The following is a 21,673-nucleotide window of genomic DNA, read 5'->3' as shown; positions in this document are numbered from 1 at the left end:
TGCGGAAATGAGCCTCGACAACAAGCCCGTCTATTCCGGCGGATGCCAGTGCGGCGCGGTTCGCTTTCATATCGAGGGCGCGTTGGGCAAGGGATCGGTCTGCCATTGCCGCATGTGCCAGAAGGCGTCCGGCAACTTCATGCTGCCGCTGGTCTCCGTGCGCAGCGCCACGCTTTCCTGGACGCGCGAGGAACCGAAGCGCTTCCGGTCGTCGAGCCATGTGTGGCGCGGCTTCTGTCCGCATTGCGGCACGCCGCTGACCTATGAGGCGCCCGACGGCATGGCTGTCGCCATCGCGGCCTTCGACCATCCCGAGGAGATCGCGCCGATCGTGCAATGGGGCCTTGAGGGAAAGCTGCCCTACATGGACACGATCCCCACCCTGCCGGGCTACACGACCGAGGAAGACCCCGAGGCGGTCGATTTCCTGCGCGACCTGGTCTCCTACCAGCACCCCGACCACGACACCGATCATTGGCCGCCGGAGGACAGGGGATGACGGGACCTTCCTTTTCCGGCGGCTGCCAGTGCGGCGCGGTGCGCTTTCGCGCCACGCGCCTCGGCCGCCCGTCGATCTGCCATTGCCGCATGTGCCAGAAGCAGTTCGGCAGCTTCTTTGGCGCCTTCGTCACCGCCCATGACGACGGTCTGCGCTGGACCCGTGGCGCGCCGAGCTATTTCCGGTCGTCCGAAACGGTGGCGCGCGGCTTCTGCCGCGATTGCGGCACGCCGCTGACCTATCGCCATCCCGGCGGCATCGAACTGGCCATCGGCGCGTTCGACGAGCCGCAGGCGCTCGAACCGCAGGTGCAGGTCAATCACGCCGTGCGGCTCCCCTGGATCGACAGGCTTTTCGACAAACCCGCCTATGAAAGCGAGGCGATGAACAGCTTTCACGCCTCGGTCGCCTCCTACCAGCATCCCGATCACGACACAGAGGCATGGCCGGCGCCCTGCCACCGGCACGAAGGACCGCAGAATGACTGAACACCGCACGCTTTACCCGGAGATCGAACCGTTCGACAGCGGCCTGCTCGACGTCGGGGACGGCCACCGGATCTATTGGGAGCGGTGCGGCACGCGCGGCGCCAAACCGGCCGTCTTCCTGCATGGCGGGCCGGGCGGCGGCATCTCGCCCCAGCACCGCCGCCTGTTCGATCCGGACGCTTACGACGTGATGCTGTTCGATCAGCGCGGGTGCGGGCGCTCGACGCCGCATGCGGAGCTGGAAGCCAACACCACCTGGCATCTCGTCGCGGACATGGAGCGGCTGCGCGGCCTGATGGGGGCGGAGACATGGCAGGTTTTCGGCGGCTCGTGGGGATCCACGCTCGCGCTGGCCTATGCCGAGACGCATCCGGGACGGGTCTCTGAACTGATCCTGCGCGGGGTCTACATGCTGACGCGCGCCGAACTCGAATGGTACTACCAGTTCGGCGTCTCGCAGATGTTTCCGGACAAGTGGGAACGCTTCGTCGCCCCCATCCCGGAGGCGGAGCGCGGCGACCTGATGGCGGCGTACCGCAAGCGCCTGACATCGGACGATCGTGCCGTCCGTCTCGAGGCGGCGAGGGCGTGGAGCCTGTGGGAAGGCGAGACGATCACGCTGCTTCCCGAGCCGGAGAACAGCGACCGTTTCGGCGAGGAGGACTTCGCCATCGCCTTTGCCCGCATCGAGAACCACTATTTCGTGCATGGCGGATGGCTCGAGGAGGGCCAGCTTCTGCGCGACGCCGGGAAGCTTGCGGGCATCCCGGGCGTCATCATTCACGGCCGCTACGACATGCCGTGCCCGCTGCATTTTGCCTGGCAGTTGCACAAGGCGTGGCCGGAAGCGGAGTTTCACATCGTCGAAGGGTCGGGTCACGCCTATTCCGAGCCGGGCATTATGGATCGCCTGATCCGCGCCACCGATCAGTTTGCGGGGCGCTGAGCATGTCCGGGAAGGAACGCCTTTATCTCTTCGACACGACGCTGCGCGACGGCCAGCAGACGCCCGGCGTGGATTTTTCCGTCGACGACAAGATCGCCGTGGCGAAGCTGCTCGACGATTTCGGCTTCGACTATGTCGAAGGCGGGTATCCGGGCGCCAACCCGACCGACACGGCGTTCTTCGCTGAGAAGCGCACGCGGAATGCCGGCTTCGTCGCCTTCGGCATGACCAAGCGCGCCGGCGTCTCGGCATCCAACGATCCCGGGCTGGCGCTGCTCTTGCAGGCTGAGAGCGACGCGGTCTGCTTCGTCGCCAAGAGCTGGGACTATCACGTCCGCGTCGCGCTCGGCTGCACCAACGAGGAGAACCTCGAGGCCATCGACGCCTCGGTGACGGCCTGCGTTGCTGCCGGCAAGGAGGCGATGGTCGATTGCGAGCATTTCTTCGACGGCTACAAGGCCAATCCCGGCTATGCGCTTGCCTGCGCGCGGACGGCGTTCGAGGCGGGCAGCCGCTGGGTGGTGCTGTGCGACACCAATGGCGGCACGCAGCCGGCCGAGATTCGCGCCATCGTGGCGGCGGTCATCGCCGCTGGCATACCCGGCGACCATCTGGGCATCCACGCCCATGACGACACCGGCCAGGCGGTGGCCAATTCGCTGGCGGCGGTCGAGGCCGGCGTGCGCCAGATCCAGGGCACGCTGAACGGCATCGGCGAGCGCTGCGGCAACGCCAACCTGATCACCATCCTGCCGACGCTGATGCTGAAGCCGGCCTATGCCGATCGCTTCGAGACCGGCATCACGCATGACGGGCTGGCCGGCATCGCGCATCTGGCGCATGCCTTCGACGAACTGCTCAACCGGGCACCCGACCAGCAGGCGCCCTATGTCGGCGGCTCGGCCTTTGCGACGAAGGCCGGCATTCACGCCTCCGCCGTGTTGAAGGAGCCGGAGACCTACGAGCATGTGCCGCCGGAGACGGTCGGCAACACGCGCCGCGTCATGGTTTCGGACCAGGGCGGCAGGTCGAACTTCATCGCCGAGCTGAAGCGCCGCGGCATCGCGGTCGACAAGGCCGACCCGCGCCTCGACACGCTGATCGCCCGCGTCAAGGAGCGCGAGGCCGAGGGCTATGCCTATGAGGGGGCGGACGCCAGTTTCGAGCTTCTGGCCCGCCGGACACTGGGTCATGTACCGGAGTTCTTCCGCGTCGACGGGTTCCGCTGCATGGTCGAGCGCCGGTTCGACGCCAATGGCGACTTGAAGACGGTTTCCGAGGCCGTGGTGCGCGTGACGGTCGATGGCGAGACGCTGATGTCGGTGGCGGAAGGGCACGGACCCGTCAACGCGCTCGACATCGCACTGCGCAAGGATCTCGGCAAGTATCAGGTGGAGATTTCCGACCTGGCGCTGGCCGACTACAAGGTGCGCATCCTCAACGGCGGCACGGCGGCGATCACGCGCGTGCTGATCGAATCCCACGATTCCACCGGTGCCCGCTGGTGGACCGTGGGCGTCTCGGACAACATCATAGACGCCTCCTTCCAGGCGCTGATGGATTCGATCGTCTACAAGCTCCTCCGGAACCGGGACGCGGACGAGGCGACCGAGGCTGCCGGCGTGGCGGTCTGACGGGGCCTGTGGCGCCATCTGTCAGGAGGGGGGTCTGGACCAAAGGAATGCGATGGATCAGGCCGGCGGATTCGTGGAACAATGGGTGTTCGCGAAACACCGGCCAGCCTGGCCATTCCCTCGATCTCAGGCCGCTTCATGACCAACACGGCAACCGATTCGCTGGAGAAGAGCCAGGACGATGGCCTGCGCGGCTTTCTGTTCGCGCTGTCGGCCTATCTCATGTGGGGCATCCTGCCGCTCTACATGAAGCTCGTGGCGCACATCCCGGCGGTCGAGGTGGTTGCCCATCGCATCGTCTGGTCGGTGCCGATCGCGGCCGTCATCCTTTTCATGCTGGGGCGCACCGGGGATGTCGGACGCGCGCTGCGCTCGCCGCGCACCCTGGCGATGGCGGCGCTTACGGCGGCGATCATCACCTGCAACTGGGGCATCTATGTCTGGGCGATCTCCGTCGACCGCGCGGTGGAGACGGCGCTCGGCTATTACATCAACCCGCTGGTCAGCATCGCCATGGCGGCCGTCTTCCTGCGCGAGAAGCTCAACCTGTACCAGATCGCAGCCGTGGCGCTGGCGGCACTTGCTGTCCTGATCATGACCATGGATGCCGGCGGCATGCCATGGGTGTCGTTGAGCCTCGCCCTGTCCTTCGCCTGCTACGGATTCCTGCGCAAGACCCTGCCGATCGGCCCCAGCCAGGGTTTCTTCCTCGAAGTGCTGATCCTGTGCATTCCCGCGCTTGCCTATATCTTCTGGCTGAGCTGGACGGGGCAGAGCCATTTCCGGTGGTCGCAGCCCACCGACATCGCCGTGCTGCTGGGATGCGGCCCGGTAACGGCGATCCCGCTCATCCTGTTTTCCTTTGGGGCCAAGCTGCTGCGCTATTCGACCGTCGGCATCATGCAGTACATCGCGCCGACGATGATCTTCCTGATCGCCGTGTTCGTCTTCCAGGAACCCTTCGGCGGGGTCAAGGCGGTGGCCTTCGCGCTCATCTGGTCGGCGCTTGCGGTCTATAGCTGGTCCATGTTCCGCGACGCGCGGCGGGCAAAAAACAGCCGCCCCTGATCAGGGGGCGGCGAGTGCCCGTGGTGCCGCAGGAAAGGGGATGGACCGGCACGTCGGGTGATGCGGCGGATGGAGACCGTCTCCGGCCTCTGTTCCGCGGCCAGAAAAGCAGGCTTACGTAACGTGCGCGCGGCAGTTTCCTGACAGGGCCGTGACAATACCGGGGAAAAGCGGGGCCTGTGAAAAGCAAAGCTGCAGCGCCGACTGCTGCCCGTCGATCAGAGCCGCTCGATGGCGACGGGCGCCTCGCCGTTTCCGCCGTCGCTGGCGGGCGCTGCCAGCAGGGCCGGCACGATGTCCTCCGCCCGATCGACCACCAGCGGCTGGACGCGCTGGGCGGAGTGGACGAAACCCTCGTCCCTCATGTGCTGGATCAGGGTCAGGAGCGGGTTCCAGAATCCGCTGATATTGGCGAAGACGATCGGCTTTTCGTGCCGCGCCAGTTGCGCCCATGTCATGATCTCGACGATCTCCTCCAGCGTGCCGATGCCGCCCGGCAACGCCACGAAGGCATCCGAGCGGTCGAACATCAGATGCTTGCGCTGGTGCATGTCGTCGGTGACGACCAGTTCGTCGAGCCGGGTCAACTCGACCTCGGTCGCTTCCTTGCGGATGAGGAATTTCGGAATGATGCCGGTAACGGCGCCGCCGGCATCCATGGCGCCGCGCGCCACGGCGCCCATGATGCCTTTCGTGCCGGCGCCGTAGACCAGACGCAGGCCCGCGCCGGCAAGCGAGCGTCCAAGCGTCAGGCCCGCAGCAAAGTGATTTTCATCGCGGCCGTTGCTTGAGCCACAATAGACGCAGACTGATTCGATGGTTTTCATGGTTGCCATTGCATGGCGCTGCAACGCGCCCGGTCAAGAGGGCAAGGTGTTTTTCTTGTAGCCGTACTGAAAACGCGTTACAGCCTGTCATAAAACGGAATTAAGAAAACTATGGTTCTGACACCTTTAAAGGGGCTTCTCTTCGCGGCCGGCGCCGTGGTCGCCGGGGTTGGCGCGGCCTATGTGGCCGGCGCTTTCGATCCCTACCTGAATGACAAGCCTGCCGCGCTGGTGGCGACGACGCCGGGAGAGGATGCAGCAGCGCCCGCTTCCGGCGAGGCCGCCGGGCAGAAATCCGCCCGGCTCGAGGCCCCCGCCGGCGCACCGGAAGCCGCGACGGAACCGAACGACGCACAGCAAGCCGCGCCCGGACCGGCGGCCCAGCCCACTGGTGAACCCGCCGCGCAAACCGGCTCGGAAGCCGAGGTGATCGCGCCGTCTTTCGACCTGGTGCGCGTGGAGCCGAACGGCTCGGTGGTCATCGCGGGGCGCGCCGCGCCCGGCGCGACGGTCGAGATCATCCATGGCGCGACCGTGCTCGGCACGGCGACCAGCGGGCCGGGGGGCGATTTCGCCGCCGTCCTGGAAGAGCCGCTGAAGCCCGGCGACTACCAGATCGTCCTCCGGGCGACGACGCCGGACAATGTCGCGGCCACCTCGCTCGAGACGGCGATCGTCACCGTGCCCGACAACGAGGCCGGTCAGGTTCTGGCGCTGGTCGATCGGCCGGGCGCCCCGAGCCGCCTGATCACCGTGCCGGAAGCGCAACCCGTCGGGGAGGGCGGTTCGGAGGTTTCCGCTGCGGCGCCCAATGCGCCCGCCGCCGGCCAGCAGCCCCCGGCAGAGACGCCGACGCCCGCCGCGCCGGAGCCGGTCCCAGAGCCGCAGGCGGCGGCCCCTCAACCCGCGCCTTCGGCGCCGGCGCCGCAGGAAGCGCCCGCGCAGCCCGCACCCGCCGCCACGCAGGAGGCCGTGCCGAACATCGAGGCCGTCGAGATCGACGGCCGCCAGGTCTTCGTCGCCGGCGCGGCCCGGCCCGGCGCCACCGTGCGCGTCTATGCGAACGAAATTCTGCTCGGCGAGACCGTGACGGCGCCGAACGGCCGCTTCCTGATCGAGGCGGTGCGGGATCTCCCGGTCGGCGACTACATCGTGCGCGCCGACATGCTGTCGAGCGACGGCAGCACCGTCGTCGCCCGCGCGGCGGTGCCGTTCACGCGCGCCGAGGGTGAGCAGATTGCCGCCGTGGCGCCGCGCGCCGACACGGCCGAAAAGAGCGGCCGCCTGCCGGTCGAACCCGCCGCGCCCGCCGCCACCCCGCAGCAGCAACCCGCGGCCGATGGCAGTGCGCCGGACGCGATGGCAGCCGCGCCGGCCGAGGCGGCGGAGAAGCTGGCGCCGGTCGACGGGTCGGTCATCATCCGGCGCGGCGACACGCTGTGGCACATATCGCGCCGTGTCTATGGACGGGGCGTTCGCTACACGACCATCTATCTGGCCAATCGCGAGCAGATCGAGAATCCCGACCGGATCTGGCCGGGACAGGTCTTTGCCGTTCCCCAGAAGACGGAGGAAGGCGAGCCAGCCGACATGGATGCCATCGCTCCCGAAGAACCGGCTCCCGCCGCGCAATAGCCCGCCGAAAGAAGTTTTCCGCGCGCGGTTGATCCCCATCATCGTTCATCGTATATCGGCGATGAACGATGATGGGGATGTTCCATGAAACGACAGACGACACCGGACAATTGCTGTTCCCACAGGAGCATGGCGACGGGCCTCGCCGCCCTGTCGCACCCCGCGCGCATCGAAATTCTCCGCCATCTGGCGGGCCTTGACCGCGCCTCCTGCTGCAAGGATGTGGTGGGTCATCTGCGGCTCGCCCAGTCCACCGTGTCCCAGCATCTGAAGGTTCTCGTCGAGGCCGGCCTGCTGCACAGGAAGCCGGAACGCCAGAGCGCGCGGTTCGAGGTGGATGTCGAGGCGCTGAACGCGCTGTCGGGCAGCCTCGCCAGTCTCGCCAGCGCCTGCGCGGCGGCGAACGCGCTGCAGCTCGTCAAGCAGGAGGGCGCGTCGCATGGCTGACAAGACCGTATCCGCCGACGGCTCCACGCTGCAGACCCTGCGCAATCTCTGGCCCTATATGTGGCCGACCGACAGAGCCGACCTGAAGCGGCGGGTGGTGATCGCGGCCTTCTTCCTGGTCCTCGCCAAGATCGTGCTGGTGTTCGTGCCCTATTTTTTCAAATGGGCGACCGATGCGCTGTCCGGCGAGGGTGGTCCGCCGGATGTCGTGCCGGTGCTGCTTGCGGGACCGGTCATGCTGGTCGTCGCCTACAATCTCGTGCGCGTCGTCCAGGTCGGCTTCAACCAGTTGCGCGATGCTCTGTTCGCGCGTGTCGGCCAGCATGCGGTGCGCCAGCTCGCGCACCGCACCTTCGTGCACATGCACGATCTGTCGCTGCGCTTTCATCTGGAGCGGCGCACCGGCGGCCTGTCGCGCATCATCGAGCGCGGCACGAAGGGCATCGACACCATCGTCCGCTTCACCATCCTGAACACGGTGCCGACCCTGCTCGAATTCGCGCTCGCGGCGGCGATCTTCGGTTTCTCCTATGGCTGGATCTACGTGGTGATCGTCGCGGCCACCGTCTGGCTCTACACATGGTTCACGGTGAAGGCGAGCGACTGGCGCATCGCCATCCGCCGGGAGATGAACGATTCCGACACCGACGCCAACACCAAGGCGATCGATTCGCTGCTCAATTTCGAGACCGTGAAATACTTCAACAACGAGGCGATGGAAGCGCGCCGCTTCGATGCGTCGATGGAGCGCTACGAGGACGCGGCGACCCGCACCTGGACCTCGCTCGGCTGGCTGAACTTCGGGCAGGGTGTCATTCTCGGTCTCGGCATGACCGCCGCGATGGGCCTGTCGGCCTATGAGGTGATGCAGGGCACGCAGACCGTCGGCGATTTCGTCTTCATCAACGCGATGCTGATGCAGCTCTCCATTCCGCTCAACTTCATCGGCTTCGTCTATCGCGAGATCCGCCAGGGCCTGACCGACATCGAGCAGATGTTCGACCTGCTCGATGTTCCCGCCGAGGTCGTCGACCGGCCCGATGCGAAACCGCTCGCCGTCGCCAGCGGCGCGGTGCGCTTCGACGATGTGCGCTTCTCCTACGATCCGGAACGGCCGATCCTGAAGGGCATCAGCTTCGAGATCCCGGCCGGCCGGACCGTCGCCATCGTCGGGCCGTCGGGGGCGGGCAAGTCGACCATCTCGCGCCTGCTGTTCCGCTTCTATGATATCAAGAGCGGGGCGATCACCATCGACGGGCAGGATGTGCGCGACGTGACGCAGAGAAGCCTGCGCGCGGCCATCGGCATGGTGCCGCAGGACACCGTCCTGTTCAACGCGACGATCGCCTACAACATCCGCTACGGTCGTCCCGACGCGACCGACGAGGAGGTGCGCAAGGCGGCGGAAATGGCGCAGATCGGCACGTTCATCGAGGCGCTTCCCGACGGCTACAGGACCATGGTCGGCGAGCGCGGGCTAAAGCTGTCGGGCGGTGAGAAGCAGCGCGTCGCCATCGCTCGCACCATTCTGAAGGCGCCGCCGATCCTGTTGCTCGACGAGGCGACCTCGGCGCTCGACACGCATACGGAGCAGGAGATCCAGTCGGCGCTCGACACGGTCAGCCGCGGCCGCACAACCCTGGTCATCGCCCACCGGCTTTCCACCGTCATCGGCGCCGACGAGATCATCGTGCTGAAGGGCGGCGAGATCGCCGAGCGCGGCCGGCACGAGCAGTTGCTGTCGGCGGGCGGTCTCTATGCCGACATGTGGAACCGCCAGCGCGAGGCGACCGAGGCGGAGGAACGCCTGCGCAGGGCGCGCGAGACAGACGAGATGGGCGTCGTCGTGCGCCGCGAGCCGGCCTATTGAGGCGGCTCGCGGCACATCGATGTCAGAAGGTCAGTGCGCCTTCCCGAGCAGCGCACCCATCGCCCTGTTGATCCAGAACCATGGATCCTGCTCGCGATCTTCCGGCGCATCGCCGCGCAGGATCGCCAGCAGTTCCTGGTAGCGGGCGGAACGGGCGTGATGCTTGCGGTACTGGTCAAGGTGCCATTGCAGGAACGCCTCGTCCGGCTTCCGCCGCATCGCCCTGGCGGAAGCCTCCAGCCACGCTTCGGCGATCCTGCGGCCGGCCGGCGAGTCCGGCGCCTCTCCATTGGCGATCGCAGCGCGGATGCTTGCGAGCGTCGCGTCCGTCGCCTTGGCATAGGCGTCCGGATCGAACGTGTCGTTCCACATCGCGCCCGCCTCGTCGCTGATCGCCGCTATATAGTCCTCGTCGACCAGCATCCCGGCGATCTCGTTCCAGGCATCGATCTGGCCGGGAGTAGGATTCTCGGGCAGTTCGGGCGTCGCCGCCTCCAGCATCTTCCGTCGCCAGTCGGGGTTCATTTCCGCGCTGTTCGACATCCGGTCGAGCAGGTGCTCGATCCTGCTGCGCATCTGGGCTTTCGAAAGGGTCGTCATGGTCCATAGTCTCCGCAGATCGGTTTCGGTGGGGTCTTCCATGCTGAGCGTGGCGCGCAGGACCGAGGCAGTACGCTGCTGGACGGCGAGTTCCGCCTCCAGCGCTTCGAGCCGCATCCGCAGTACCTGCTTCAGGGTCAGGCGCTGCGACAGGATCTGGCCGATGGTGGCCAGGCTGACGCCCGCCGCCCGCAGCGCCCCGATCAGATCGAGGCGGGCCACGTCGGCCTCGCTGTAGACGCGATAATTGCTCGAGGTGCGCAGGGCAGGCGGCAGGAGCCCCCTGTCCGAGTAGAACCGGATCCGCCGGACCGAGACGCCGCTCAGCCGGGACAACGCGCCGATGGTGTAGTGCTTTTCGCTCATGACGATCTCTTGCGGGTCTCCACCTGATGGAGGGTCAAGAGCCTTTTTGAAAGAAATCCGTTTCCTGATTCAAGAAGGGAATCCGCCGCCGCTTTTCGACAGGCAAGACAGCGCCCTGCGTTGCCGAAGCGGGCGGATTCCTTTACCAAGGCCGCTACTCGATTTTTGAGAGCGCCCCGCAATGAGCCTGCTAGACACGATCCGCAACACCCTCGTGCCGATTCATCGCGAGGGGTACCCTTTCATCGCCGCCTTTGCCGGCGCCACCGTGCTACTTGGCCTTCTCTGGGGGCCGCTGTTCTGGATCGGTCTCATCCTGACGGCCTGGTGCGTCTATTTCTATCGCGACCCCGAGCGCGTCACGCCGGTCGACGACGATCTGGTGATCAGCCCGGCCGACGGGATGGTCTCCTTCATCGGCCCCGCCGTGCCTCCCGCCGAACTCGGCATGGGACCGGGCGAGATGACGCGCATCTCCGTCTTCATGAACGTCTTCTCCTGCCACATAAACCGCGCCCCGGTGCGCGGCCGGATCTCGCTGATCGAGCATCGTCCGGGCCGTTTCCTCAACGCCGAGCTGGACAAGGCGAGCACCGAGAACGAGCGCAACGGCCTGGTCATCGAGAGCCCGCATGGCCCGGTCCCCGTGGTGCAGATCGCCGGCCTGGTCGCCCGCCGCATCGTCTGCTGGGCCGAGGCGCCCGGCGCACTCGCCGTCGGCGAGCGTTTTGGCCTGATCCGCTTCGGGTCCCGCGTCGATGTCTACCTGCCGCAGGGGGCGGTGCCGCGCGTCGCCGTCGGACAGACGGCGGTCGGCGGCGAAACGGTGATCGCCGCGTTCGGCAGCGAGCGCACGCAGCCCCTGGTGCGCGTGTCCTGATGGCCGGCCCGTTTCCCCCATTCGAACCGCATGGCGGCGGCGGGCCGAAGATCAGCGAGATCCCGCTGCGCATGCTGGTGCCGAATGTCATCACGGTGCTGGCGATCTGTGCCGGCCTTTCCGGCATTCGCCTCGCCTTCGAGAACCGCGTCGAGATCGCCGTGGTGATGGTGCTGATCGCCGCCTTCCTCGATGCGGTCGACGGGCGCGTGGCCCGCATGCTGAAGGCCTCGTCGAAATTCGGCGCGCAGATGGATTCGCTCGCCGACATCGTCAATTTCGGCGTCGCGCCGGCACTGGTGCTCTACGCCTATCTGCTCGACCGCGCCGGCGCGCTCGGCTGGATCGCAGCGCTCTTGTTCGCCATCGCCTGCTGCCTGCGGCTCGCCCGCTTCAATGTCATGCTCGAAGACCCGGACAGGCCGGCCTGGCAGAACGACTACTTCGTCGGGGTCCCGGCGCCGGCCGGGGCGGCGCTGGTGCTGCTGCCGGTCTATATCGGGTTTCTCGGCGTCGCGCCCGACCGCACCATGGCGCTGGTCGCCTGTTTCTACACGGTTCTGATCGGTTTCCTGATGGTCAGCCGCCTGCCGGTCTATTCGGGCAAGAGTTCCGGCAGCCGCGTGCGCCGCGAATATGTGCTGCCGCTGATCCTCGGACTGGCGCTTTACGTGCTGTTCCTGACCAGTTTCACCTGGCTCACCCTGTCGGTATCCACGGTCGCCTATCTGGGCTTCCTGATGGTCAGCATGCGCGCCTATGCGCGTCGCGCTGCGCGCGAGGAAGAAGAAGCCGCGTCGAGGGAAGCGTAGGGCGCCGTACCTGCCGGGGTCAGGTGCGGCCGCGCGCCGCGATCATGCGGTTGAACAGTGCCTGGGACGCGCGCATGTCCGGTTCGCCCGACGCCGAGATCAGTTCTTCGATGGTCAGGGGCGCGAGCGTCCTGATGGTCCTTGCCGGCAGGAAGCCCTTGCGGGAAACGAAGACGGGCACGACCCGCGCCTCGGACTTCAGCGCGATGCGCGCCACGGCGCGGAACAGGCGGAACGTCATGGTGTCGGGCTCGGTCCCGTCCGGCAGGTAGACGGCCAGCCGTCCATTGCCCTTGAGCCGCCGCACCAGCCGCCGACTGACAAAAACATGATGCGCGTTGAAGGCAATGGTGCGGGCCATCGCGCGCCAGGGCTCGAGCAGCGGAGAGCGGGCGGAATCCTCATCGAGAATGTGCAGCGTGTCGTCCGGAAGAAGCGACAGCATCAGCGCCGGGTCGAGGCGGGACTGGTGCCAGATGGCATAGATGACCGGCGGCTGGGCCCGCCGCGCCACGTCCATCTCGCGGTCGCTGACGCGGAACAGGAGCTTGAGCGGGGCATAGAGCGCCGCCTGATGAAAACTCAGTCCGCGGCGGTATTGCACCAGGCCGGCTGCGGTCGCCCACAGCGCGACGCACACCAGAATGATTTCGATGAGCAGGATCATGCCGCGTCTCCCGGCCGCGTGGCGTGCCCGCCGTGGCCCGGCGGGGCGACGGCCAGCATTGTGAATCTAGACACGGCCATCCTCGCTGCTTGTGCCTCCTGCGAACCCCGTACCGTTCGGGCGCGGCGTTCTGCGACCGCTGCCGCGTGAAAGGTAACGGAAGAGACCGGAAGGTCAATCGCGTTTGCCGTGCTGTGGAAAGCGCTTCCCCGAGACCGGCTATGCAGGCATCTGGTAGCGCGTGAAGCGGTCCTGCTTCACGTCGAAGATCAGGCCGGTCTCCGTGAGCGCTGGGCTGGCGAGCGGCAGGATCCGCGCCGCCACCTCGGAAGGATGGGGCAGGGTGGCCGGATCCTCGCCGGGCATGGCCAGCGCCCGCATGGCGGTGCGGGTGGCGCCGGGGTTCACGGCGTTGACGCGGAGGTTCATGTTCTTCGTCTCGTCGGCCCAGGAGCGCGCCATGGCCTCGACGGCCGCCTTGGAGGCGGCATAGGGACCCCAGAAGGCGCGCGCGGAATGGGCGGCTCCCGACGACAGGATGATGGCGCGGCCCGCATCCGATGCGCGCAGCAGCGGATCGACCGCGCGGATCAGCCGCCAGGTGCCGGTAACGTTGATCGCCATCACCTTGTCGAACACCTTCGCTTCCACATGGCCGAGCGGGGCGATGACGCCCAGTATGCCGGCATTGGCGACCAGCACGTCGAGCTTGCCCCAGCGCTCGTGGATGGCACCGCCGATACGGTCGATGCCGGCCATGTCCGTCAGGTCGAGTGGCACGAGGGTCGCTTCACCGCCGGCGGTGCGAATCTCGTCGTCCAGCTCCTCGAGGCCGCCCACCGTGCGGGCGACGGCGATGACATGCGCGCCGGCCGCCGCCAGTTCTTTGGCGAGAAAATAGCCGATGCCGCGCGAAGCGCCGGTGACCAGCGCCAGCCGGCCCTGCAAATCTGGTTTCGTCTGTGTCATTGACCGCCTGCGGCAAGAAGGGAAAGGGAGCGCACATTGTCGGCGCCTTCGTGATCCATCAGCCGCGTCGGATAGTCCTTTGTGAAGCAGGCATCGCAATATTGCGGCTGATCGTTGTTGCGCCCCGCCTCGCCGACGGCGCGGTAGAGGCCGTCGATGGTCAGGAAGGCCAGCGAATCGACGCGGATGAACGCCGCCATCTCCTCGACCGTCATGCGCGACGCGAGCAGCTTGCTGGCCTCGGGCGTATCGACCCCGTAGAAGCAGGACGCGCGCGTCGGCGGCGAGGCGATGCGCATATGCACCTCCGTCGCGCCGGCGTCGCGCACCATCTGGACGATCTTCTGGCTGGTCGTGCCGCGGACGATGGAATCGTCGACCAGGATGACACGCTTGCCCTCGATGAAGCGCCGGTTGGCATTGTGCTTCAGCTTGACGCCCATATGGCGGATGGAATCGGTCGGCTGGATGAAGGTGCGGCCCACATAGTGGTTGCGGATGATGCCGAGCTCGAAGGGCAGGTCGGCCGCCTGCGCGTAGCCGATGGCGGCGGGCGTGCCGGAGTCCGGAACCGGTACGACGATGTCGGCCTCCACGGGCGTCTCGCGCGCCAGCTCGGCGCCGATATGCTTGCGCACCTCGTAGACGTTGCGCCCTTCGACGGACGAGTCCGGCCGCGCGAAATAGACATATTCGAAGATGCAGAAGCGCGACTTCGACGTCGCCTCGAAGGGAAACAGGCTCTCGATGCCGGCTTCCGTCACGACGACCATTTCGCCGGGCTTCAGGTCGCGCACGTAGCGCGCGCCGATGATGTCGAGCGCGCAGGTCTCGGAGGCGAGGATATAGGCGCCGTCGAGATCGCCGAGCACCAGCGGCCGGATGCCGAGCGGGTCGCGGCAGCCGATCATCTTCTTCGAGGTCAGCGCGACGATGGAGAAGGCGCCCTCGATCTGCCGCACGGCGTCGATGAAGCGGGCATTGGTGTCGTGTTCCTTGCTGGTCGCGACCAGGTGCAGGATGGTTTCCGTGTCCGAGGTGGAGGAGAAGATCGCGCCCTGCTTCTGCAGCTTGCGCTGCACGGTCATGGCGTTGGTCAGGTTGCCGTTATGCGCGATCGCCAGCCCGCCCTCGGCGAGTTCGGCGAAGAAGGGCTGCACATTGCGCAGGCCGGAACCGCCGGTGGTGGCATAGCGCGTGTGGCCGATGGCGCGGCTGCCCTGGAGCCTTGCGAGCACCGCCGGCTTGGTAAAAGTGTCGCCGATCAGGCCGATATGGCGCTCGACGTGGAACTGGCTGCCGTCGAAACAGACGATGCCGGCGGCCTCCTGGCCCCGGTGCTGCAGCGCGTGCAGCCCCAGCGTGACGATGGCCGCCGCGTCCGTCCGGCCGAAAATGCCGAACACGCCGCACTCGTCGTGAAAATGATCGTCGGCTTCGCCCGCGAGGAGCAAACTGTCGTCCATTGCCATGTCCAAGGTCGCCCTTTCATGCGCACCGCTTGCGGGAGCCTGATGGCCCTGAACGCAGGATGCGCTTCAATAGCCTGCAGCGCCACTCGAGCGTCTCGGGACGCGTGGCGCCGCAATCTCGGTGACGACTGTCGCCGTCAGTTGCTCGTTTCGCCCTCGCTCGACACCCCGTTCGAGATGCGATCGAAGACGGAGTTCTCCGGGTCGTCCGGCAGCATGCCCTGCAACCATTGGCCGACGCCGTCGAGCAGGGGGCGTGATTTCGCTTCCGCGACCCAGCTGGGTGGATTGCTCCCCATCAGCCAGTTGAGGAACAGAAGGGCCACCGCCACAACCAGAATGCCGCGCGCCGCGCCGTACAGAAAGCCGAGCGTCCGATCGAGTGCGCCGACGCGCGAATCGATGATGAAGTCGGCAATCTTCATGGTGACGATGGTCACCACGATCAGCGCCACGAAGAACACCGCCGCAGCCGCCGCCGCGATGGCCAGCATATCGTTACCGATATAGGGCTTCACATAGGGGAGGACCAGTGGATGGAAGAAATAGGCCGCCGCCGCCGCCGCCGCCCATGAGGCGATCGACAGGACTTCGCGGGAGAAGCCGCGAACCATGGCGAGCATGGCGGAGACGAGCGTGAAGCCGACGAGAATTCCGTCAAGCAGCGTGATTGGCATTGTAACCCCTACTCCTTTGGCAGTCAGGATGCCCCCGCAAGATCAATTTCATCGGTTCCGGGCCACTTTGCGCGCCAATCGTTTCCATCATGCCGCCTTCGAGCCCGCGATGCGCACCACCAGATCGGCCAGAGCCTCCAGTCGGGCCGCCCGGTTGGCGATCGCGCCATTGCCGTCTTCACTTCCCGGCGGCATCACCGCCTGGCCGAAGCCGAGTTTTTCGGCTTCCTTGAGACGGCTGGCCGCGTGTGCAACGGGTCTGACCGCGCCTGAAAGGCTGATCTCGCCGAAATAGACGCAATCGGCGGGGAGGGCAAGTCCGGTCATCGAGGAGACGAGGGCCGCCGCGACGGCCAGATCCGCGGCGGGTTCGCTGATGCGATAGCCGCCGGCAACGTTGAGATAAACGTCGTGGCTGGCGAAGCGCACCCCGCAATGGGCCTCCAGGACTGCGAGAATCATGGAAAGCCGTGCCGAATCCCAGCCGACCACCGCGCGCCGGGGCGTGCCGAGCGGCGAGGGGGCGACGAGCGCCTGGATTTCCACAAGAACCGGCCGCGTTCCCTCCATTCCGGCGAAGACGGCGGCTCCGGGCGCCTTGGCGCTGCGCTCGCCGAGGAACAGTTCGGACGGGTTGGACACTTCGCGCAGGCCCTTGTCGCCCATCTCGAAGACGCCGATCTCGTCGGTCGGCCCGAAACGGTTCTTCACCGTGCGCAGCACGCGGTAGTGATGCCCGCCTTCGCCCTCGAAATAGAGGACACCGTCGACCATGTGCTCGACGACGCGCGGGCCGGCGATCTGGCCCTCCTTGGTGACATGGCCGACCAGCACGATCGCCGCGCCGGTCGACTTGGCGTAGCGGATCATCTGCTGGGCGGAGGCGCGCACCTGGGTCACCGTTCCGGGCGCGGATTCGGCCATGTCGGTCCACAGGGTCTGGATCGAATCGAGGATCACCAGGTCCGGACGCCTGCCATCCTCGATGGTCGCCAGAATGTCCTCGACATTGGTTTCGGCGGCAAGCTCGACGGGCAGTTGCGCGACGCCGAGACGCTGCGCACGCAGGCGGATCTGCGCCACCGCTTCCTCACCGGAGACATAGACGATGCGGTGCCCCTGCGCGGCGAGCGCCGCGGCGGCTTGCGTCAGCAGGGTGGACTTGCCGATGCCGGGGTCCCCGCCAACGAGCAGCGCCGAGCCGCGCACGAAGCCGCCGCCCGTCACCCGGTCCAGTTCGCCGATCCCCGTCATGATGCGCGGCGCGTCTTCGATCTCGCCGGAAAGCGTGGTGAGCGCCACGGCGCGGCCCTTGCGCGCCTTGCGCCCGGCCTGCGGCCCGGAGCCGATGCCGCTCGACGTGCCTTCCTCGATCAGCGTGTTCCATTCGCCGCAGCCGTCGCATTTGCCGGCCCAGCGGGCATGCACGGTGCCGCAGTTCTGGCAGATGAACTGGACCCTGCTGCGCGCCATCAGGCCGACGCTCCCGATTGCACGTAGTGGCGGTGATAGCGCCTGCCGAGCGCCGTCAGGAGTTCATAGGCGATGGTGCCGGCGGCGGCGGCAACCTCGTCGATCGGCATGTTGCGGCCGAACAGCTCGATATAGTCGCCGACCTTCACCGCATCGGGTCTGAGCGCCGTCACGTCGAACAGGGTCAGGTCCATGGTCACGCGGCCGAGCACCGGCACGCGGTGGCCGGCGATGAAGCCGGCGGCCCCTTCCGGCACGCTGCGGCGCAGCGGCACGCCGGCGCCTGACGCGGCGCGGTGATAGCCGTCGGCATAGCCGGTCGCCGCCACGGCCACCAGCGTGTCGCGCGCCACCGGCGTCGCGCCGTAGCTGACCGACTGGCCGGCGGGTACCTGGCGCAGCTGCGAGACGCGCGTCTCCGCCGTCACCACTGGGCGCATCGGGTTCTCGACGCCGTTGACCGGCGCGCCGCCGTAGAGCGCGATCCCCGACCGCGTCGCGTCGCAGAGGAACGCGCCGCCGAGAAAGATGCCCGCGGAGTTTGCGAGACTTGATTCGGCGTCTGGAAAAAGGCTGCTAAGCAACTGAAAAGACTTGAGCTGCTGTCGGTTCATCGGATGGTCCGGCGTGTCGGCGCACGCCAGGTGGCTGATCACCATGCGCGGGGTGAGCGCCCCGGTCAGCGCGTTCTCCTGCGCCAGGATGCGGGTCCGGTCCGGGGTCAGACCGAGCCGGTTCATGCCGGTTTCCACATGCAGCGCGCAGGGGCGTGGCTCGTCGCCGTCGTCCCAGCCATGCGCCTCCCAGATGGACAGGTCGGATTGCGAGTTGAGCACGGGCAGGAGCCGGGCCTCGCGATAGAAGGCGGCGGCCTCCGGGCCGAACAGCCCGTTGAAGACATAGATCTCGGCCTCCGGCGCGGCACGCCGCACCGCCACGCCTTCTTCCGGAAGGGCGACGAAGAAGCGCCGGCAGCCGGCGGCGGCAAGCGCGCGCACGACCGGAGCGGTGCCCAGCCCATAGGCATCCGCCTTGACGACGGCGGCGGGCTCCGCCGGCGTGGAATGCTCGGCCAGCAGCCGGTAATTGGCGGCGAGCGCGTCGAGATCGATGGTCAGGCGCCCGCCTGCCACTCGCTGGTCGCAGCCAGCCGTCGCTGAAACATGTGAACTGCTCACGGTGCTACTCGTAACGTTCCGGCAGCCGGTCGTCCTCGGCAAGATCGGAGAAGCGCGTGAACTCGCCATGGAAGGCGAGGCCGACGGAACCCGTCGGGCCGTGGCGCTGCTTGGCGATGATCACCTCGGCCTTGCCGCGCATCTCGTTCATCTCGGCTTCCCACTTGATGTATTCCTCGGTGCCGGGCTTCGGCTCCTTGTTCTTCAGATAGTACTCTTCGCGGTAGACGAAAAGCACCACGTCCGCGTCCTGCTCGATGGAGCCGGATTCACGCAGGTCGGAAAGCTGTGGCCGCTTATCATCGCGGCTTTCCACCTGGCGCGAGAGCTGCGACAGGGCGATGATCGGCGTCGACAGCTCCTTCGCCAGCGCCTTCAGGCCGGTGGTGATCTCGGTGATTTCCTGCACGCGGTTCGTGGATTTGGCCGAAGATCCCTGCATCAGCTGCACATAGTCGATGACGATGACGTCGAGGCCGCGCTGGCGCTTCAGGCGCCGCGCGCGGGCGGCGAGCTGGGCGATGGAGATGCCGCCGGTCTGGTCGATGAACAGCGGGACCTTCTGCACCATCTGGGCGCAGGCGACGAGCTTTTCGAAATCCGTCTCGGTGATCTCGCCGCGCCGGATTTTCGAGGAGGGGATCTCCGTCTGCTCGGAAATGATACGCGTTGCGAGCTGCTCGGACGACATTTCGAGCGAGAAGAAGCCGACCACCCCGCCATTGGCGGCGGCGAACGAACCGTCCGCCTGCTGGGCCGGCTCGTAGGCGCCGGCAATGTTGAAGGCGATGTTGGTGGCGAGCGAGGTCTTGCCCATGCCCGGACGGCCGGCAAGGATGATCAGATCCGAGGGCTGCAGCCCGCCCATGCGCTTGTCGAGATCGCGCAGGCCGGTCGAGACGCCGGACAGGTGCCCGTCGCGCATGAAGGCGGCATTGGCCATGTCGACCGCGATCTTGGTGGCATCGCCGAAGCTCTCGAAGCCGCCATCGTAGCGGCCGGTCTCGGCCAGCTCGAACAGGCGCCGCTCCGCATCCTCGATCTGCGATTGCGGGGCCATGTCGACCGGCGCGTCATAGGCGATGTTGACCATGTCCTCGCCGACGGTGATCAGCGCCCGGCGGATGGCGAGGTCGTAGATGGCGCGGCCGTAGTCGGCGGCGTTGATGATGGTCACGGCTTCCGCCGCCAGCCTTGCCAGATACTGCGCGATCGTCAGTTCGCCGACCTTCTCGTCGGCCGGCAGGAAGGTCTTGATGGTGACCGGGTTGGCGGTCTTGCCCATGCGGATCAGCTCGCCCGCGACCTCGAAGATCTTCCGGTGCAGCGGCTCGTAGAAATGGACCGGCTTGAGGAAGTCCGTCACCCGGTAAAGCGCGTCATTGTTGACGAGAATCGCGCCAAGCAGCGCCTGCTCGGCCTCAATGTTGTTGGGCGCTTCGCGGTAAAGCCGCGTTTCCGCGACCTCGAGCTTATGGACTGCTTCTGCCATCTGGACTGCTATCCGTCATAACGGTGTGAACTGACATGCGCCCGGACAAACTGAAGACCTGAACCGTCCCGGCACCCCCCGACCTGTCGTAGACGCTGGGGGATGGTCGCGGGAAGGGGCGGATGGGAAAACGTACCGAAACACACGCTATCCACTGCAATCCACCGCGGGAAAACCACAGCGCCTGAAAAACCCGACCGGGCAGGATGATTCGCTTGACACCGAATCATAGGAGCATCCGGCCGAAAAGTGGAATCCGGCTTTCGGTCGCTGCATTGCTTCATCAATATGCCGGATCGCCGTCGTCCGAACGGACGTGCGGCGATCGGCGCAGGAGGTCGTCTCGCTATTCGGCGGCCTGGGTGAACTTGCCGGGGCGCCTGGGGCCGGCGAGGCGCTTCTCGGTCTCGCCGATATAGTCGCGCGTCACCGGCAGCGTCTCGCGCTTCTTGGTGAGCTGGATCTGGAAGACGACCATCTCCTGCCAGCGGAACGACGCTTCCGAGCCGGCGAGGTAAAACTCCCACATGCGCGCGAAGCGCTCGTCATAGATCTCCACCGCCCGGGCGCGGTTCTTCTGGAAGCGCGCCTGCCAGTGCTTCAGCGTGTCCGCATAGTGCAGCCGCAGGATTTCCACGTCGGTGATGATCAGCCCCGATTTCTCGATGGCCGGCGTCATCTCCGAAAGGGAGGGGATGTAGCCGCCGGGGAAGATGTGCTTGCGGATGAAGGCGTTGGTTGCCGACGGGCCGGTGGAGCGGCCGATCGTGTGCAGGAGCATGACGCCGTCATCGGCCAGAAGCCTGGCGCTCTGGTTGAAGAAAGTGCGGTAGTGATTGATGCCCACATGCTCGAACATGCCGACCGATACGATGCGGTCGAACGGACCCTTCAGCGAACGGTAATCGACGATCTCGAAGCGCGCCCGGTCGGCGAGACCGGCCTTGCGCGCACGCTCGGTGGCGACGCGGTGCTGTTCCTCCGACAGGGTGACGCCGAGCACCTTCGCGCCGAACTGGCTGGCGAGGTCGAGGCCCAGCCCGCCCCAGCCGGACCCGATGTCGAGCACCTTCTGGCCGGGTTCCAGCGCCAGCTTGGCGGCGATATGACGCTTCTTGGCGCGCTGCGCCTCCTCCAGCGACACGTCCGGCGTCTCGAAATAGGCGCAGGAATACTGCATGTCCTCGTCCAGGAAGAGCCGGTAGAGCTCCTCGGAAAGATCGTAGTGGCGATGCACGTTGCGTTTCGAGCGCGTCGCCGTGTTGAACTGCTGCAGGCGGCGGAATGGATAGCGCAGGGCCTCGCCCAGCCGGACGAAGAAGGCCTGCGCCCCGAGCTCATCCATGTTGCCGTAGGTCATCTGCAGCAGGGAAAGGATGTCGCCTTCGACGATATCGACATCGCCGTCCATATAGCGCTCGGGCACCGCCAGCATCGGGTCGAGCGCCATGGCGCGCTCGGCGCTCCTGCTGTGGATCACGACATGGACATGCGGACCTGTTCCGTCACCGAAACGGTGCGTCGCGCCGGCCGGATCGGTGATGGTCAGCGAGCCCTTGCGGAACAGCCGGGAAACGAATCTCTCAAGCAACCAGTTCATCGCAACACCCCCAGGAAAGTCACGGGAGATGGCAATTATGGGGCAAAATCAGGGGACTTGAAAAGAGGCCAGA

20 protein-coding genes are annotated in these 21,673 nt (G+C 66.6%); 10 read left to right on the top strand and 10 right to left on the bottom strand.

The annotated features are described in order from the left end of the window. Positions 1-7 precede the first annotated feature (7 nt). The 5 genes from NA2_RS03950 (at position 8) to rarD (ending at position 4,635) form a co-directional block, all read left to right on the top strand. Complete coding sequence (locus tag NA2_RS03950) at positions 8-499, top strand: GFA family protein (protein WP_008594428.1); 492 nt, start codon at positions 8-10, stop codon at positions 497-499. Then, entirely contained in the window at positions 496-987 is a 492-nt protein-coding gene (locus NA2_RS03945; protein WP_008594425.1) for a GFA family protein, read from the top strand. Before NA2_RS03950 ends, NA2_RS03945 begins: the two co-directional genes overlap by 4 nt. Next, complete coding sequence (gene pip / locus NA2_RS03940) at positions 980-1,933, top strand: prolyl aminopeptidase (RefSeq protein WP_008594422.1); 954 nt, start codon at positions 980-982, stop codon at positions 1,931-1,933. The genes NA2_RS03945 and pip overlap by 8 nt, the downstream gene beginning before the upstream one ends. Positions 1,934-1,935: 2 nt before the next feature. Next, positions 1,936-3,567 (top strand): citramalate synthase, encoded by a 1,632-nt coding sequence (gene cimA / locus NA2_RS03935; RefSeq protein ID WP_008594420.1) that lies wholly within the window; start codon positions 1,936-1,938, stop codon positions 3,565-3,567. A gap of 138 nt (positions 3,568-3,705) precedes the next feature. Beyond that, positions 3,706-4,635 carry an EamA family transporter RarD gene (rarD, locus tag NA2_RS03930; RefSeq protein WP_040676696.1) on the top strand — a complete coding sequence of 310 codons (930 nt, stop codon included), beginning with the start codon at positions 3,706-3,708 and terminating at the stop codon, positions 4,633-4,635. A gap of 218 nt (positions 4,636-4,853) precedes the next feature. Here the strand turns inward: rarD and NA2_RS03925 are convergent, their stop codons facing one another. Continuing rightward, positions 4,854-5,462: an LOG family protein gene (locus NA2_RS03925; RefSeq protein ID WP_157188125.1), complete on the bottom strand. Its 609-nt coding sequence runs from the start codon at positions 5,460-5,462 to the stop codon at positions 4,854-4,856. 111 nt (positions 5,463-5,573) lie between these two features. Between NA2_RS03925 and NA2_RS03920 the strand changes: the two genes are divergently transcribed. From NA2_RS03920 to NA2_RS03910, 3 genes are all read left to right on the top strand, one after another. Then, positions 5,574-7,097 (top strand): LysM peptidoglycan-binding domain-containing protein, encoded by a 1,524-nt coding sequence (locus NA2_RS03920; RefSeq protein ID WP_008594413.1) that lies wholly within the window; start codon positions 5,574-5,576, stop codon positions 7,095-7,097. Positions 7,098-7,181: 84 nt separating this feature from the next. Next, on the top strand, positions 7,182-7,544 hold the full coding sequence (locus tag NA2_RS03915) for an ArsR/SmtB family transcription factor (protein ID WP_040676665.1): 363 nt from the start codon (positions 7,182-7,184) through the stop codon (positions 7,542-7,544). Further along, the gene (locus tag NA2_RS03910) at positions 7,537-9,414 is read left to right on the top strand and encodes an ABCB family ABC transporter ATP-binding protein/permease (RefSeq protein WP_008594407.1); all 1,878 of its coding nucleotides are present in this window, start codon (positions 7,537-7,539) and stop codon (positions 9,412-9,414) included. The genes NA2_RS03915 and NA2_RS03910 overlap by 8 nt, the downstream gene beginning before the upstream one ends. Positions 9,415-9,444: 30 nt before the next feature. Here NA2_RS03910 and NA2_RS03905 read toward each other — a convergent pair whose 3' ends face one another. Beyond that, positions 9,445-10,380, bottom strand: a complete 936-nt coding sequence (locus tag NA2_RS03905; protein ID WP_008594405.1) for a MerR family transcriptional regulator — start codon at positions 10,378-10,380, stop codon at positions 9,445-9,447. A 181-nt stretch (positions 10,381-10,561) separates the two neighbouring features. On the opposite strand from NA2_RS03905, the gene NA2_RS03900 reads away from it, so the two are divergent. Then, positions 10,562-11,260 carry a phosphatidylserine decarboxylase gene (locus NA2_RS03900; RefSeq protein WP_008594402.1) on the top strand — a complete coding sequence of 233 codons (699 nt, stop codon included), beginning with the start codon at positions 10,562-10,564 and terminating at the stop codon, positions 11,258-11,260. After that, positions 11,260-12,072, top strand: coding sequence for a CDP-diacylglycerol--serine O-phosphatidyltransferase (gene pssA, locus NA2_RS03895; protein ID WP_008594400.1), 813 nt, complete (start codon positions 11,260-11,262; stop codon positions 12,070-12,072). Before NA2_RS03900 ends, pssA begins: the two co-directional genes overlap by 1 nt. 19 nt (positions 12,073-12,091) lie before the next feature. Here the strand turns inward: pssA and NA2_RS03890 are convergent, their stop codons facing one another. The 8 genes from NA2_RS03890 to NA2_RS03855 form a co-directional block, all read right to left on the bottom strand. After that, positions 12,092-12,739 carry a 1-acyl-sn-glycerol-3-phosphate acyltransferase gene (locus NA2_RS03890; RefSeq protein ID WP_008594398.1) on the bottom strand — a complete coding sequence of 216 codons (648 nt, stop codon included), beginning with the start codon at positions 12,737-12,739 and terminating at the stop codon, positions 12,092-12,094. A 219-nt stretch (positions 12,740-12,958) separates the two neighbouring features. Further along, on the bottom strand, positions 12,959-13,708 hold the full coding sequence (locus tag NA2_RS03885) for an SDR family NAD(P)-dependent oxidoreductase (RefSeq protein WP_008594396.1): 750 nt from the start codon (positions 13,706-13,708) through the stop codon (positions 12,959-12,961). Continuing rightward, positions 13,705-15,174 carry an amidophosphoribosyltransferase gene (gene purF, locus NA2_RS03880; RefSeq protein WP_008594395.1) on the bottom strand — a complete coding sequence of 490 codons (1,470 nt, stop codon included), beginning with the start codon at positions 15,172-15,174 and terminating at the stop codon, positions 13,705-13,707. The genes NA2_RS03885 and purF overlap by 4 nt, the downstream gene beginning before the upstream one ends. A 143-nt stretch (positions 15,175-15,317) precedes the next feature. After that, positions 15,318-15,857 (bottom strand): CvpA family protein, encoded by a 540-nt coding sequence (locus NA2_RS03875; protein WP_008594393.1) that lies wholly within the window; start codon positions 15,855-15,857, stop codon positions 15,318-15,320. Positions 15,858-15,944: 87 nt separating this feature from the next. After that, positions 15,945-17,330, bottom strand: a complete 1,386-nt coding sequence (gene radA / locus NA2_RS03870; protein ID WP_008594391.1) for a DNA repair protein RadA — start codon at positions 17,328-17,330, stop codon at positions 15,945-15,947. Further along, positions 17,330-18,508: an alanine racemase gene (gene alr, locus NA2_RS03865; RefSeq protein ID WP_244423580.1), complete on the bottom strand. Its 1,179-nt coding sequence runs from the start codon at positions 18,506-18,508 to the stop codon at positions 17,330-17,332. The genes radA and alr overlap by 1 nt, the downstream gene beginning before the upstream one ends. Before the next feature lie 4 nt (positions 18,509-18,512). Continuing rightward, positions 18,513-20,000, bottom strand: coding sequence for a replicative DNA helicase (locus NA2_RS03860; protein WP_008594388.1), 1,488 nt, complete (start codon positions 19,998-20,000; stop codon positions 18,513-18,515). Between the two features lie 346 nt (positions 20,001-20,346). After that, positions 20,347-21,600: an SAM-dependent methyltransferase gene (locus NA2_RS03855; protein WP_008594386.1), complete on the bottom strand. Its 1,254-nt coding sequence runs from the start codon at positions 21,598-21,600 to the stop codon at positions 20,347-20,349. Positions 21,601-21,673 lie beyond the last annotated feature (73 nt).

The sequence above is a fragment of the Nitratireductor pacificus pht-3B genome (assembly GCF_000300335.1).
GTDB lineage: Bacteria > Pseudomonadota > Alphaproteobacteria > Rhizobiales > Rhizobiaceae > Nitratireductor > Nitratireductor pacificus.
This window is presented reverse-complemented; position numbering and strand designations above follow the sequence as displayed.